Origin of the sequence: Picosynechococcus sp. PCC 11901, assembly GCF_005577135.1 — a bacterium.
Taxonomy (GTDB): domain Bacteria; phylum Cyanobacteriota; class Cyanobacteriia; order Cyanobacteriales; family MRBY01; genus MRBY01.
Genome location: NZ_CP040360.1, coordinates 755,657 through 770,043 on the forward strand (window position 1 = coordinate 755,657; position 14,387 = coordinate 770,043).

17 protein-coding genes are annotated in these 14,387 nt (G+C 49.3%); 5 read left to right on the top strand and 12 right to left on the bottom strand.

Annotated features, from left to right (window positions below; all coding sequences use genetic code 11):
• Positions 1-43: 43 nt before the first annotated feature.
• Complete coding sequence (locus tag FEK30_RS04630; RefSeq protein ID WP_138072070.1) at positions 44-844, bottom strand: glutathione S-transferase; 801 nt, start codon at positions 842-844, stop codon at positions 44-46.
• Between the two features lie 117 nt (positions 845-961).
• On the opposite strand from FEK30_RS04630, the gene FEK30_RS04635 reads away from it, so the two are divergent.
• Complete coding sequence (locus FEK30_RS04635) at positions 962-1,321, top strand: single-stranded DNA-binding protein (RefSeq protein WP_030006734.1); 360 nt, start codon at positions 962-964, stop codon at positions 1,319-1,321.
• Between the two features lie 42 nt (positions 1,322-1,363).
• Here the strand turns inward: FEK30_RS04635 and FEK30_RS04640 are convergent, their stop codons facing one another.
• The 3 genes from FEK30_RS04640 to FEK30_RS04650 all read right to left on the bottom strand — a co-directional run bounded on the left by FEK30_RS04640 (position 1,364) and on the right by FEK30_RS04650 (position 5,339).
• Positions 1,364-3,118: an ABC transporter ATP-binding protein gene (locus FEK30_RS04640; RefSeq protein WP_138072072.1), complete on the bottom strand. Its 1,755-nt coding sequence runs from the start codon at positions 3,116-3,118 to the stop codon at positions 1,364-1,366.
• A 65-nt stretch (positions 3,119-3,183) separates the two neighbouring features.
• A complete protein-coding gene (locus tag FEK30_RS04645) occupies positions 3,184-4,680 on the bottom strand; it encodes a UDP-N-acetylmuramoyl-L-alanyl-D-glutamate--2,6-diaminopimelate ligase (protein WP_138073741.1) in 1,497 nt (498 codons plus the stop codon).
• A gap of 107 nt (positions 4,681-4,787) precedes the next feature.
• Positions 4,788-5,339, bottom strand: coding sequence for an NUDIX hydrolase (locus tag FEK30_RS04650; RefSeq protein WP_065709871.1), 552 nt, complete (start codon positions 5,337-5,339; stop codon positions 4,788-4,790).
• Positions 5,340-5,543: 204 nt separating this feature from the next.
• On the opposite strand from FEK30_RS04650, the gene der reads away from it, so the two are divergent.
• Together der and FEK30_RS04660 are read left to right on the top strand one after the other, a co-directional pair.
• Positions 5,544-6,905, top strand: coding sequence for a ribosome biogenesis GTPase Der (gene der / locus FEK30_RS04655; protein ID WP_012305762.1), 1,362 nt, complete (start codon positions 5,544-5,546; stop codon positions 6,903-6,905).
• A 47-nt stretch (positions 6,906-6,952) separates the two neighbouring features.
• Entirely contained in the window at positions 6,953-8,182 is a 1,230-nt protein-coding gene (locus FEK30_RS04660) for a saccharopine dehydrogenase family protein (protein WP_138072074.1), read from the top strand.
• Positions 8,183-8,305: 123 nt separating this feature from the next.
• Here the strand turns inward: FEK30_RS04660 and FEK30_RS04665 are convergent, their stop codons facing one another.
• The 5 genes from FEK30_RS04665 to FEK30_RS04680 all read right to left on the bottom strand — a co-directional run bounded on the left by FEK30_RS04665 (position 8,306) and on the right by FEK30_RS04680 (position 11,313).
• Positions 8,306-9,148: a formate/nitrite transporter family protein gene (locus tag FEK30_RS04665; RefSeq protein ID WP_138072076.1), complete on the bottom strand. Its 843-nt coding sequence runs from the start codon at positions 9,146-9,148 to the stop codon at positions 8,306-8,308.
• Between the two features lie 417 nt (positions 9,149-9,565).
• A complete protein-coding gene (locus tag FEK30_RS16715; RefSeq protein WP_168191115.1) occupies positions 9,566-9,739 on the bottom strand; it encodes a hypothetical protein in 174 nt (57 codons plus the stop codon).
• A gap of 30 nt (positions 9,740-9,769) precedes the next feature.
• Positions 9,770-10,435: a tRNA (guanosine(18)-2'-O)-methyltransferase TrmH gene (gene trmH, locus FEK30_RS04670; protein WP_138072078.1), complete on the bottom strand. Its 666-nt coding sequence runs from the start codon at positions 10,433-10,435 to the stop codon at positions 9,770-9,772.
• A gap of 37 nt (positions 10,436-10,472) precedes the next feature.
• Positions 10,473-10,859 (bottom strand): GFA family protein, encoded by a 387-nt coding sequence (locus FEK30_RS04675; RefSeq protein ID WP_138072080.1) that lies wholly within the window; start codon positions 10,857-10,859, stop codon positions 10,473-10,475.
• Positions 10,860-10,869: 10 nt separating this feature from the next.
• Positions 10,870-11,313 (bottom strand): Rrf2 family transcriptional regulator, encoded by a 444-nt coding sequence (locus FEK30_RS04680; protein ID WP_012305767.1) that lies wholly within the window; start codon positions 11,311-11,313, stop codon positions 10,870-10,872.
• A gap of 216 nt (positions 11,314-11,529) precedes the next feature.
• Between FEK30_RS04680 and FEK30_RS04685 the strand changes: the two genes are divergently transcribed.
• On the top strand, positions 11,530-11,916 hold the full coding sequence (locus FEK30_RS04685; protein WP_138072082.1) for an AbrB family transcriptional regulator: 387 nt from the start codon (positions 11,530-11,532) through the stop codon (positions 11,914-11,916).
• A gap of 72 nt (positions 11,917-11,988) precedes the next feature.
• Here the strand turns inward: FEK30_RS04685 and FEK30_RS04690 are convergent, their stop codons facing one another.
• From FEK30_RS04690 to FEK30_RS04700, 3 genes are read right to left on the bottom strand one after another with little or no spacing between them, the layout of a single operon-like run.
• On the bottom strand, positions 11,989-12,627 hold the full coding sequence (locus FEK30_RS04690; protein WP_138072084.1) for a bifunctional 4-hydroxy-2-oxoglutarate aldolase/2-dehydro-3-deoxy-phosphogluconate aldolase: 639 nt from the start codon (positions 12,625-12,627) through the stop codon (positions 11,989-11,991).
• Positions 12,624-13,040 carry a heavy metal-responsive transcriptional regulator gene (locus tag FEK30_RS04695; RefSeq protein WP_138072086.1) on the bottom strand — a complete coding sequence of 139 codons (417 nt, stop codon included), beginning with the start codon at positions 13,038-13,040 and terminating at the stop codon, positions 12,624-12,626. Before FEK30_RS04695 ends, FEK30_RS04690 begins: the two co-directional genes overlap by 4 nt.
• Positions 13,040-13,324 (bottom strand): hypothetical protein, encoded by a 285-nt coding sequence (locus FEK30_RS04700; protein WP_012305771.1) that lies wholly within the window; start codon positions 13,322-13,324, stop codon positions 13,040-13,042. The genes FEK30_RS04695 and FEK30_RS04700 overlap by 1 nt, the downstream gene beginning before the upstream one ends.
• Positions 13,325-13,502: 178 nt before the next feature.
• On the opposite strand from FEK30_RS04700, the gene FEK30_RS04705 reads away from it, so the two are divergent.
• The gene (locus FEK30_RS04705) at positions 13,503-14,381 is read left to right on the top strand and encodes a carbohydrate ABC transporter permease (protein WP_138072088.1); all 879 of its coding nucleotides are present in this window, start codon (positions 13,503-13,505) and stop codon (positions 14,379-14,381) included.
• The last annotated feature ends 6 nt before the right edge of the window (positions 14,382-14,387 follow it).

Consider the following 14,387-nt stretch of genomic DNA (forward strand, 5'->3'; position numbering starts at 1 on the left):
TTACATAAAACTTGGGGGCTTTTTTCTTTATAAGAACAATCAATTAATCAATTTCAATGGTTGTGGGGGCACCATCTTCAGTCTTTGACTCACGATTGCCCCCTGTTTCTTGGCGGAACTCGCGATAAAGGCGATCGCGCCACTCAAAAAACGGCGCATATTCCGCATTATCCCCCAGACCCGGAATGCCCTTACCTTTGAGGTAGTCAGGGATATCAAAATAGTTCCCCTCAGGAAATTTGAGCAAAATACTCAGGGCGGCCACGGAAAAATCCGCCAAGGTTGGTTGGTCGCCGATTAAATAGGGTTGTTGCTGGACAAGCAAGGTTAACCCTTCGAGATCCTGCCTGAGACCCCGCTGGGCTTCTTTAACTGCATCACCACCAAGGCCAACGCCCGCCCCAAAGAAATCTAAAACATCCCCCGGCACAGCCCCCAGAAGATTTTTAAAGAGATCAGGCACCTGCTTCGGCACAATGGAGGTGCGGAAGTTAGGGTTTTGGTTGAGGGCACCAATGAAGGCTTTGCGACCTTTCAAGCCAATGGACTCATCGGCCCATTCTTCCATGATCAAACATTGGGCCCGTTGCACTGGAGCGGTAGGAATAATCGGTTTTTCAGGATATTTGCGGTCAAGGTAAAAAGCAATTTCTGTGGAGTCACTGATTACCGTATCGCCATCTTTGAGGACAGGCACTTGACGCTGACCCGACATTTTATATACGTCCAGTTGACCGATACCGGGGGTCACTTCGATTTTTTTGTACTCTAAACCCTTGTAATCGAGGATTAAGCGGACTTTTTCCGAAAACTGGGATAGTTCAAATTGGTATAACGCCAACATAGGGGTTCGCCTTGATGATTGAGTAGGTAAATCACTCACACCTTACAAAACTTCACAACAAATTGCCATGGGAACTTGTGGCACAATAAAGCAGAACAGTTGTATGGAAAGTCAACGATGACCATTAACCTCGTAAATCTTGTGGGCCGGGCCGGCGGAGATCCGGAAGTGCGCTATTTCGAGTCGGGTAGTGTGCTGTGTAATTTGACTTTAGCGGTAAATCGTCCCACCAGCCGGACAGATCAGCCAGATTGGTTTAATTTAGAGATTTGGGGAAAAACAGCAGAAATCGCCGCTAATTATGTAAAAAAAGGCAGTCTGCTCGGTATCCAAGGCACTTTAAAGATTGAGACTTTCACGAATCGCAATGGCCACGAATCGTCTAAGCCAGTAATTCGGGTTAATCGTCTAGATTTGCTGGGTTCTAAGCGGGATGTGGATCCCAATGCGGTAGATAGTTATAACAACTACGGGTAAACACCCTCCGCCTGCGGCACTTTCCTCCAGGGAGGATGTTTTTTAGAGGCCTTGGGGGATCGCGGCGATGAGTTGTTTGGTGTAGTCCTGTTGGGGATTGCGGTAAATTTGGTCAGCGGTACCTACTTCCTCGATTTTGCCTTTATTCATCACGATGATGCGATCACCCATAAATTTCACAACGCTGAGGTCGTGGGAAATAAAAATATAGGTCAGTTGAAATTCCGCTTGTAGTTCCTTAAGCAGATTTAACACTTGGGCCTGGACAGAGACATCTAGGGCCGATACGGATTCGTCGCAGATAATAAATTGGGGTTCAATGGCTAAGGCCCGCGCAATACAAACCCGTTGCCGTTGACCGCCTGATAGTTCGTGGGGATAGCGGTTCACCCATTGGGGATTGAGGCCCACCCGCTCTAACAGATATTGCACCCGTTCGAGGCGTTTTTTCTTGTCCCGCTTGATATTGTGAATAATTAACGGTTCGGCGATCGCCCGGCCAATGGTCATGCGGGGATTGAGGGAATTGTAAGGATTTTGGAAGACAATTTGCATCTCCCGGCGCAGTTGTCGGAGACGTTTGCTGCGGGTAGGGAGTTGGGCAATATTTTCGCCCCGAAACCAAATGTCGCCACTGAGGGGTTGAATCAGTCGCAAAATGGCCCGGGCCAGGGTGGATTTGCCGCACCCGGATTCGCCCACTAGACCGAGGGTTTCCCCCGGATAGAGGTCAAAGGAAACATTATTAACGGCCATGAAATACCGTTGTCCCGTCAAAAGAAAATTGCGACTGGGATAACCCACCTGGAGCTTTTGCACAGATAGAAGCGGTTTTTGTTTAATTAGGGCTTCAAGGCGCTTTTTATCGGCTTCTAGGGAGACTTCTGCCAGTAAATTCAAATCCGGCTGTCGCTCTTGGATCACGACGGTTTGGGTGTCGGGATCGGTTTCAACACTCATGTAGTCGGCAACGGTCGGCAGCAGGACTAATTTTTGATCAAGGCGGGGCCGACAGGCCAGTAATCCTTTGGTATAGGGATGTTGGGGCGCTTTAAAAATCTGTTCGATGGGGCCTTGCTCAACGATTTTTCCCCGGTACATCACCGCCACTTCGTCAACAAGTTCCGCAATCACCCCCAAATCGTGGGTAATGAAAATTAGAGACATTTGCCGGGCCTGACACAGATCCCGCAACAGTTGCAAAATCGTCGCTTGCACAGTCACATCGAGGGCAGTGGTGGGTTCGTCCGCAATTAATAGCGTCGGATTAGAGGCGATCGCCATGGCAATCATCACCCGTTGCAGTTGGCCCCCGGACAATTCGTGGGGATAGCGTTTCATCACCTCGGCGGGCAGTTGCACTTCCTGGAGTCGGGCGATCGCCTGTTGGCGGGCCTGGGCTGGGGTGACATTTTGGTGCAATAAAATCGCTTCGGTAAGCTGAAATTCCACGTTATAGACAGGATTAAGGGAACTCATGGGTTCCTGGAAAATCATCGCAATCTCGCCACCGCGATAGGTGCGCCGTTCCCATTCCGGCAAACTTTGGAGATCGAGGGGTTCTGTGTCTGGGGTCGCCTTAAAGAAAATTTCGCCCCCGGTGACGCGGCCTGGTTTTTGGATCAGCCCCATCAGCGCAAGGGATGTGACCGATTTGCCGGAGCCGGATTCCCCCACGATGCCGAGGGTCTGGCCCCGTTTAAGCTGAAAGCTAATTTGATCAACCGCGAGATTGGTTTGATTTTCGCTGGTGAAGGCCACCTGCAGTTGACGGACATCGAGAACCAGATCACTCATGGGGGCAGTTTTTTTACTAGACTCAGGCAGAGAAATTTATAGAAAAATTTATGTTGATTGTAGCGTTAGGGGGTTTTTGGGTGGCGATCGCCGAGGGCTTTGCGGGCTTCCTCTCGGTCATCGAAGTGAATTTTTTCAGTCCCCAAAATTTGATAGTCTTCATGGCCTTTCCCAGCGATGAGAACCCCGTCTCCCGGTTGGGCCTCTAAAATTGCCCGTTGGATTGCCGTGGCCCGGTCTGCTTCCACGAAAAACTGGATATTTTCGGGAATCCCTTCCACCACATCGGCCAAAATTTGCTTGGGGTCTTCCGTACGCGGATTATCTGAGGTGACCACGGCCCAATCTGATTGCGTCGCGGCGATTTTTCCCATCAAAGGTCTTTTAGTGCGATCGCGATCGCCACCGCAACCGAACACACAGATCATTTTTTTCGCGATAAAAGGCCGGGATGCTTTTAGGAGATTTTCTAAACTGTCGGGGGTGTGGGCATAGTCAACGATCACGCTAATGTCTTGATCCTCAGCCACAATCACCCGTTCCATGCGCCCCGGCACCCCTTGGAATTGCGGCAGACAGGTAATCATCTGGTTTAAATCCAGACCCAAGGCCAGACCTGCACCGATGGCGGCCATCACATTTTCGAGATTAAACTGACCGACTAGGGGTGACGTGAATTCTACCGTGCCCATGGGGGTTTTTAGGCGGCCCTCAACCCCCGTCGCGGTGTAAATTAGGCGATCCATGTAAAGATCCGCTGCGGCATCTTGGAGGCTATAACCCCAGGCTTTTTCACCGAGTTTGTGGGCGAGGCGATCGCCATAGGGATTATCCAAATTCACCACTGCCCTGCCGTGGCAATATTCCTCGTTAAAAAGCAGGGCTTTCGCCTGGAAATAGTCCTCCATCGTCGGATGGTAATCCAGGTGATCCTGGGTGAGATTGGTGAAAACGGCCACATCAAATTGACAACCCTTAACGCGATTTTGGTGCAGCGCATGGGAACTCACTTCCATAACGGCGTGGGTATTGCCTGCTTCGAGGGCTGCCGCAAAGTTTTTCTGGAGATCGATGGCGAAGGGAGTCGTGTGGGTGGCAATTTTTTCGTAGCCGGGCCAGCGGGTGTAGAGGGTGCCGATTAGAGCGGTGGGTTGTTGGGCAGCTTGGAGGAAATATTCAATGAGGTGGCTGGTGGTCGTTTTACCGTTCGTCCCAGTCACTCCTACCAGTTTTAAACTTGCAGTGGGTTTGTTGTAAAAGAGGTTGGCAATTTCAGCACAGGCAATTACGGGGTCAGCAACGGGAATGACGCATTCGCCCTTGGTCGCGGGAAATTTTTCGAGGGCCTCTGGACTGACCACAGCGGCGATCGCCCCAGCTTCGATAGCCCCTTGCCAAAACTCGCCCCCATCGACGCGGGTACCGGGCAAACCAATGAACAGATCCCCAGGCATTACGGCTTGGGAGTTGCTCGCCAATCCTTTGACGACCTGCTGGAGCATCGGGTGATCCGGCAGGGATTCAATGGCCGATACCTGTTTTAAAAGTGCGCCTAGCTGCATCATTTGCCTCCAAATCCTGGGATTTTCCCGATTTTAGTCTGTGCTCAGGGAAATTTTGTCATCTCAGTAGCAGTTTAGCTCAATTTTTCGTTGGACTAACGCGGTATTTAGTGGGTCAAGAAAGGTTTAGCGAGATAGTAACTGGCAATGGTTTTGGCATCGAGGCGATCGCCATTATGGATTTTCGCTTCCAACTCCTCTGGACTCAACAAAAGCACCTCAATATCCTCGTCGACGTCCTGGGCTGGAGGAGTGGCTAATTTTTCTAAATCCGTTGCCAAAAAAGCATAGATCCACTCGTCAGAATAGCCTGGGCAAAGGGGGAATTTCCCCAGCGATCGCCAATTTTTTGCCCCATAACCCGCTTCCTCTGGTAGTTCCCGTTGCACCGTGCTGAGGGGGTCTTCCTCGGTTTCAATCGTTCCCGCCGGAAATTCGATAATCCGCCCTTGGAGCGCAAAGCGATATTGCCGTACCACCACCAACTGACCCTCATTGGTCACAGGCACCACCAACGCGCCCCCCGGATGACGGATCGCCCCATAATCACCAACGGCCCCATTGGGTAACCGCAGACGATTCACTTCGTAGGCAAATTTCGAGCCACTGTACATCAAGAGAGGTTTAATCACCTCAGGCAGTTCATTGTGGGAAACCATGGGAAAAATTACAGGATAAAGAATAGGAAAAGAGGAGCCGGAATCGGGGCGATCACCTTAAAAATTGGTATGATTAAATATTCTGAGTTTTGATGTTGGCGTTTATATCATAATTTTTTGAAGCAAAACAGACCGCTTGTACTAAAGCTTAGCGAGTCCCCCCGTCATTATCCAGTCTTTTCCCCTGATTCAAGCAGAGTCCCTATGAAACTCCCCATTATTGCCGTGATCGGTCGTCCCAACGTGGGCAAATCTACCCTCGTCAACCGCATTGCTGGCGATCAACAGGCGATCGTCCATGACCAGCCCGGCATTACCCGCGATCGCACCTATCGGCCTGGTTTTTGGCAAGACCGCAATTTTCAGATTGTCGATACGGGCGGGATTGTTTTCGACGACCACGAAGAATTTTTACCTTTAATTCGCGAACAAGCGGCGATCGCCCTCGCCGAAGCAGCCGTTGCCCTGTTTGTGGTGGATGGCCAAGCTGGGTTAAATGCCGCCGACCAAGAAATTGCCGACTGGTTGCGCCAACAAAATGTCCCCGTTGTCCTGGCCGTGAACAAATGCGAATCCCTCGAACAGGGCTATACCCAAGCAGCTGAATTTTGGGAGCTGGGCATGGAAGAACCTTTCCCCATCTCGGCGATCCATGGCAGTGGCACCGGCGATCTTTTAGACAAAGTGATCGAATACCTCCCCACGATCACCGATGTCGAAGAAGATACCACCATTAACGTCGCGATCATTGGCCGCCCCAACGTCGGTAAATCGAGTCTGCTCAATGCCCTCACCGGAGAACAACGGGCGATCGTCAGTCCGATTTCTGGGACAACCCGCGATGCCATTGACACAATCATCGAACGCAACGGCCAACAATATCGTCTCATTGATACCGCTGGCATCCGCCGGAAAAAAAACGTGGATTATGGGGCCGAATTTTTTAGCATTAACCGTGCCTTTAAAGCGATTCGTCGGGCGGATGTAGTACTTTTTGTGATTGATGTTTTAGATGGGGTGACCGAACAGGATCTCAAACTAGCGGGTCGGATCATTGACGAAGGCCGGGCGGTGATCATCGTTGCCAACAAGTGGGATGCTGTCGAGAAGGATACCTACACAATCAACCAATACCGCAAAGAGTTGCAAGCGCGTCTATTTTTCATGGAATGGGCCGAAATGCTCTTCATTAGCGCCCAGACTGGTCAGCGGGTGAATAAAATCCTGGATTTAGTTGATCAAGCCGCCGAATCTCACCGTCGCCGCGTTTCTACCGCCGTGATTAATGAGGTGATCCAAGAAGCGGTTTCCTGGCATTCTCCCCCCACCAGTCGCCAAGGAAAACAGGGCCGGATTTACTATGGCACCCAGGTGCGCAGTCAGCCGCCGACAATTTCTCTGTTTGTTAATGACCCCAAACGGTTTAACGATAGCTACCGCCGCTATATCGAGAAGCAATTTCGTCAGGATCTCGGTTTTGCGGGCACGCCGATCCGTTTGGTTTGGCGCGGTAAACGGGTGCGGGATGCAGAACGGGGCACCCCCAACCGAGCCACAAAGGTTTAGCGCAGACGATACACTGAAGGGCATCTTTGTCTGGGACACTAGGCGCTATGTCTTCTGAAAAAATGTCGTCATCGTCACCCCCCTATGATCTGATCGTGGTAGGGGCCACTGGTTTTGTGGGCCAAATTATTTGCCGCTATCTTTGTGACCATGCCGAACGTGAATCGTTTACTTGGGCGATCGCCGGCCGTTCAGCCGAAAAATTAGCCCAACTCAAGCACTCCTTGGGCATCCCAGGGGAGACCTTAGCAACCTTTGTTGTTGATGTGTTTGATCAAGGGACAGTGACGGCCCTCTGCGAGCAAACGAAGGTGATCCTCACAACGGTCGGCCCCTACAGTCTTTATGGAGAAACCTTGCTCCGGGCCTGTGCCACAACGGGAACCGATTATTGCGATCTGACCGGGGAAGTCCAGTGGGTCAAAAAGATGGTGACTAAATATGAGGCGATCGCCCAACAATCGGGGGCACGGATCGTCCATTGTTGCGGCTTTGATTCGGTGCCGTCTGACCTTGGGGTGTATTTTTTGCAACAGCGGGCTTTAGAACGATTCGGAGAACCCTGTCGCCAAATTAAGATGCGCGTTAAGGCGGCCCAGGGAGGCATTTCTGGGGGGACGGCGGCCAGCGGCGTAAATCTGATCAAAGAGGCGATCGCCGACCCAGAGATCAAAGCGCTGTTGGCTAATCCCTATGCCCTCTGTCCCAAAGCCCCTAATCCCCAGCATCCAGTTCCCCTAATCCCGGTACAAATCGACCACACTTTCGGCGAATGGGTGACGCCCTTTATCATGGCAGCGGTGAATACCCCCATCGTGCTACGCTCCAATGCCCTACAAAATTGGGCCTATGGAGAGCAGTTTCAGTACGACGAAGGGCTGCTTACGGGGGTCAGTGTCGGGGGTTGGTTGAAAGCCCAGGGTCTAAGCCTATTACTTAAAATCCTGGGAGGAACAGCGGCGATCGCCCCTGGCATCCTCGAAAAAATTGTCCCGGCCCCCGGTGAAGGGCCTTCCCCCAGTCAACAGCAAGCAGGGTTTTACGATCTACGCTTTTGGGGAACCACTGCCTCCGGCGAAACCCTCATGGCCAAAGTCACTGGCGATCGCGATCCCGGCTATGGCTCCACCGCAAAAATTATTGCCCAGGCAGGACTCTGTTTAGCCAAAGATCATCTATCCCGACCAGGTGGCTTCTGGACGCCAGCCACAGGGATGGGCGAACCTCTCATCGAACGTCTCACTACCTACAGTGGTTTAACCTTCAGCATTCTTTGAATTAATCCCCAAGGCGATCGCCCTTCCTTAATATCCAAAACATGAAAAAGGAGTGACTTGAGTCACTCCCTTTATTTCCCTGATTATTTTTATTTTGGCAATCAGTGAATTAAGCCCAATTTTTTAGCGCAGCACGGGATTTTTCATGGATTCTTCCATTGCCATTTGGGGAAGACCCTGGGATTTCGTGTAGTGGGTTGAATACAACAGAGCGCCGATGAAAATACCACCGCCAATGATATTACCGATCGTCACAGGCAGGAAATCCCAGAAAACCATATCCATACCAGAGATCGGCGCGCCGAGAACCATACCAGTCAAGATAAAGAACATATTAACGACGATGTGCTCCAGACCAAGGGTGACGAACGCGAAGATCGGGAACCAACAGCCCATAAACTTACCAGGGACAGACTTGCTCACCATACCCATCATCACGGCTAGGCAAACCAGGAAGTTACAGAAAATACCACGGACGATGAAGAGGAAGAAGCCATTGGTGCCCATTTCCTTGACGGCCACGGTTTTGGAGAGGGCAATTTCCATGATTTTTTCGCCCACAGGACTCGGGTCAGCCGTGCCACCATTGGTGAGGGAGAAACCCATCAGTAGTGCAACAAACAAACAACCTAAAAAGTTGCCGATATAAACCCAAAGCCAATTGTTGATGACTCTGCCAAACCTCACTCGTCTTGCCAACATCGCCGATGTCATCAAAGCGAAGTTTCCGGTCACCAGTTCCATCCCAAAGAGCACGATGGAGGCAAATCCCCAAGGGAAGAGGAGCGCTCCGAGGAAGGGTAAACCACTTTGCACAGCGACGGTAACAGCGAGGGTTGTGGCAACGCCAAGGGCCAGACCAGAGTAGAAGCCACGGATGAGCAGATCTTTGACGGAAAGACGTGCTTTTGTTTCGCCTGCTTTGATACTGGCATCTACTAGTTCTTTGGGGATTACGTAGTCCATTATTTTCTCCTAATTTAAAACCGATTGGGAAACAAAAGGGTCATTAATTTTTCTAAAGTTAATGCGCTTTGAGATTAACTTTTAAACTACAGGGAAATTGTTCATGAAGAACTTAATTTTGTTTTTTGTGAATTTAATTGCAAAAGCTTAGCTCTGGATTTTTATTCTGCTTTGATATGGATCTAAAAAAACCTCTTGAACTACGTCAAGGCAGAATATCACAGCATTTTTGAGCAATTTGCCCAAAGGGCAATCCTTTTAAAAGAAATCATCTTCCAGTCACAATTAAAGCCCTATTTTCTTACTGTTAGCAACAAAACATAGCGTACTTATATTGCTTAGAAGGAGATGATCAATGTGTGATTTACAGTTGCTTTTGCAAGAACAGTAATAATCCTTGGCAAAAGAGAAATTGATCTACAAAAAATCTTTTTTAAAGAGATCTTGTACATTCAACAGTTCATAAGCTAAACAAGGAAATCCTAAAAATTTGTAACCGAAGCTACGCTTTTTGATGGCACTTGAGCTCCATGCATAAATTGAATTACGTTTTTGCATGAAAAACACCCAAGCAGGAATGATCACAGTCATGGGTGTCTTGAAATGGAGGGTCAAGGCTGGCTAGGCTTCGGTTTGAATAATTTGACCTTCTGCATCTAAAGGGGGATAGGGCAATTGGCGATCGCGGTAATGGGCGACAAGTTCGGGGTAGCCCCATTCAAAGACTTTCTGACGGTAGAACTCTGGATCTAGGCGGGGTTGGTCATAAAATCCGGCCTGGAGGCGTTGACGTTGCGCTTCAAAGAGAATCACCGCTGCAGCCACGGAAACATTCAGGGATTGCACCATCCCTAACATCGGAATAATAATGTGACCATCCACTAACTCGGCTGCTGTATCACTCACTCCCCAGCGTTCGGCGCCCATCAAAATTGCTGTGGGTTGCGTATAGTCAATGTCACGGTAATCAACGGCGCGATCGCTTAAATGGGCCGCATAGATTTTGAAGTTTTGCTGATGGAGATGGTCAATGGCCGTGGTGATATCGGGGTGACGGTTTAAATCAACCCATTTCTCACTGCCTTGGGCCACCTGGGAGTAAGTGTCGAGGATATCACCATCTGCGACCTGATTCATCCCATGGACAGCCATCACCCCTACCGCATCACAGGTGCGAATAATCGCGGAAATATTGTGAGGTTTGTGGACATCCTCCATGAGGACAGTGAGGTCGAGTTGGCGACGGTCTAGGGTTTGGCAAATGCGTTGATATCTTCTCGATAGCACAATCTTATTTTTTAGCTAACAGCACAGGATCCAGATTTTAGGTGATTTGGGAGAGATTGTCTTCCCAATTTTCTCCGTCAAAAAATATAATCTCAAAGACATCTAATAGATTTTCATCTAAACAGCGCAGATTCACATCGATACTATCGGGATGGGAACGGGGTAGATAAAAAGAATGGACGCCACAACGCCGACAAAAAAGGTGGGTTGCTTGGTGGGTATTAAACTGGTAGGCCGTTAGCAGATCTTGTCCTTGGAGTAAATGGAAATCTGCCTGGGGGACAATGATATGGAGAAATCCTTTTTTACGACAAATAGAACAGTTACAGTCAAGGGCTTGAAAGTTTCTCAAAACGACTTGGAAGCGAACACCACCACAATGACAGCCACCACCATAACGTTTCGGTGTAGAAAAATTAGACATTGTAAAAACTTCAAATCACAAAACTTGTGGCTTCTCCCTGGGCTGCTTTCCAACTGCGGGCGTCGTAATACAAATCAGCAAGGGTAATGTTATAAAGGGCTTCTTGGAGTTTTTGGTGGAGCCGCTGCCAGAGACTAAAGGTAACCCAATCTTCGGCTTGGTCGGGGTGGGGTTCATGGTGGGGGAGCGGTTCAATGGTTTCACCGATGGCCTGGAGAATTTGACCTAGGGAAATATCTTCGGGTTTCGATAGTAATTGATATCCCCCTTGGGCACCACGGACTGAACGAAGAATTCCGGCTCGACGCATCTCAATCAACAGCTTCTCAAGGTATGGGGCTGGGAGGTTTTGGCGTTTGGCGATCGCCTTTACGGAGGTGGGGCCATAACCAGGTTGCAAACTAATATCGAGTAAAGCTTTAACGCTGTAATGACCTCTGGTGGTTAGCTTCATGGCTATCTTTTTTGAAAAAATTTTGGCATGTTAGGAAAGAATGCGATTATTTTTGCCAAAAAAAATCGTCTTAACCTCTATTTTAAGAGAGAATAATGTAAGATAAACATGAGAAACAGCTAATTTAAAAGTTTAAGGTGCGCAGCGAAGTAAAAAAAGAATTCGCAGGCTTCATCCCATAACTCTCATTTATCGTCATTCATTCGTAATAAGTAAATGGCTACAAAGAAAAAGATTGAAACATTGACCGGTGACGCACTGCTCGCAAAAGTTAAGGAGCTTGAAAACCACAGTAAAGAAGAAAAAGCTAGAGCTTGCGGCTATTACACGATCACCAAGAATGGGGTTGAACGTGTCAATATGATGAAGTTCTATAACGCCCTCATCGAAGCAGAAGGGGTGCAGTTAGATAGCAATACAAATGCCCAAGGTCGGGGTGGTCGCGCTGCCACCTATCGTATTAGTGTACAGTCCAATGGGAATCTTTTGATTGGGTCTGCCTACACAAAAAAGATGGGTCTTCAGCCTGGTGATGAATTTGAAATTTCTTTAGGTCGCAAGCATATTCATCTCAAGCAACTGGGTGCCGACGAAGAGGCTTAAATTTTCCTAAGAATTAATCTGCACAAATCAGTATAGCGATCGCCATTTATGGGGGTCGTTTTTTTATGATGTTTACCATTGACTGGGGTGATGTTGCTGGAGGCGTTGGCTCAGGTGTTGCCATTCCTGTTGCCTTAGCATTGCAGGCGGAAAAAGATCACTCGACAGACCAACGGCGATCGCCCCGGCTTGGATCAAGTCTGGGCCATTGGTGAGGCTAACGCCCCCAGTGGGAATCAGAGGAATGTGGGGTAGAGGGGCTTGGAGGCAACGGATAAAACTAGCGCCACCAACGGCTTTAATGGGAAATACCTTGACGCCATCACTACCCCAACGCCAGGCCTGGTAGATTTCGCTGGGGGTTAAGGCTCCTAGCACCATGGGAATATCCTGGTGGTGAGCAATATCAACTAACTCCTGGTCACTGTGGGGGCTGAAAGCGAAGGTGGCCCCACAGGCGATCGCCTCTTTTAAATCTGTGGGAGTGAGGATGGTGCCTGTACCAATAATTGCCTGGGGGAACTGTTCCCGCAGGGTTGCAATGATGCGGCCGGCCTGGTCACTGTTCCAGGTGATTTCGATGAGTTGTAATCCCCCAGCAATGGCGGTGGTAGCCATTCTTATCCCCAGTTGCCAGTCCGAGGCCCGAATGACGGCGATCGCCCGGTGTTCTTGGAGTTGTGCAAACCAGCGTTGTTGGAGGGGGGTCATTGCAAATTCGGACAAATGGTCGATGGAGGCTGGGGCTGATCAGAAAAATCTTGCCAACCAGACAGAATACCCTGTAATTCCCCCTTTAGGATCGTCAGGGCGGCCATTTGCTGATTAATTTCTTGGAGTTGTGCTTCTAATAATTCTTTAATCACCCCACAGGGCAAGCTACCCTGGTCGCGCACTGTCAGGATTTTGCCAATATCTTCGAGGCTTAAACCGAGGGACTGGGCCCGTTTAATAAATGCCAAGCGAGCCAATACTGCCGCCGAAAAGAGTCGATAACCCTTTGGCGATCGCCCCATCACCGTGCTTAACAAACCCAGATCCGCATAGTAGCGAATCGTCTTTACCGGTAAACCGCTCTGCTGGGCCACTGTCCCAATTTTGAGGCCATAATCTGCCGTTGCCATTAGCGTTGTCTTTCGTTCATCAACTGGGGAAGCGGGACATTCACTTCTGTGGGGGGTAAATAACGACGCGGTAAAACCCGGTTGAGATCCCGTTGATCGCGACGAATGCGAGACCAGCGAATGGCGATCGCCCCCAATACAAATCCCAAACCGATGGTAAATAGACCCCAATGCTCATCGACGCCCCCAATGACCACTTCGATTAAACCCATCACAATCAAGAAGCTAGACACTGGCTCCTTGCGATATAAACGCTTAACAGTTCGTCGATTGAAACGGGCCATAGAATTTTCCAGGGAAATTTTCCACAGGGGCTGAAAAATGATGAATAACGATCACCTTTAGCTTAACAAATTGGCGCTTCTCCTTGGTTCGAGGGACGACCCTAAATTGCAGTCTAGGTCAGGCAACCTTGGATTTTTGCCTTAAGATACATTTTGATTCTGCGCCCCGGTATTCCCCATGAAACTTTCAACTAAGTTCCTGATGCCATATCTGTTTTTGTTACCGGCCCTTGCCATTTTGGGCTTAGCGGTAGCCCTCCCGGCCCTCCAAGCGTTTTACCTCAGTTTCACAGAGTATCAATATGATCTGACCCAAACTCCCCGCTGGATCGGGTTTAAAAATTTTGCCCTGCTGCTCCAGGATGATTTGTTTTGGAAAACCTTGGGTAATACGGTGTTGTACTTAATTGGAGTCGTGCCGATCTTGGTAAGTTTTTCCTTAGCCCTAGCAATTCTGGTGAACCAGAGTCTCCGGGGGATTACTTGGTTTCGGGCGGCCTTTTATACGCCAGTGATCGTTTCTCTGGTCGTGGCGGGGATTGCCTGGCGCGCCTTGTATGCATCCAATGGTTTTTTTAATCAACTCCTGAAGCAAGTCGGTTTAGGGGACGGGATTCCTTGGCTCACGGATCCGAAACTCGCCCTCTGGAGTGTGATGTTGGTGACCATTTGGAAAGGACTGGGCTATTACATGGTGATCTATCTGGCAGGATTGCAGGCGATTTCCCCGGAACTGTATGAAGCAGCTTCCTTAGACGGTTCGGACGGCTGGCGCAAACATCTAGATATTACAGTGCCCTTGATGCGTCCCTATATTTTGCTGGTGTCAGTGATTTCGGCGATTTCGGCGACAAAAGTCTTTGAAGAAATTTACGTGATGACCCAGGGAGGCCCCTTGAACGCTTCAAAAACGGTGGTCTATTACCTCTATGAACAGGCGTTTCAAAATCTGGAGATTAGCTATGCTTGCACCATTGGCCTGGTGTTGTTCCTGGTGATTTTTGTTCTCTCCATTTTTAATCTTTATCTGTCTCGCCAAACAAACCAGGGGTTTTAATAAACC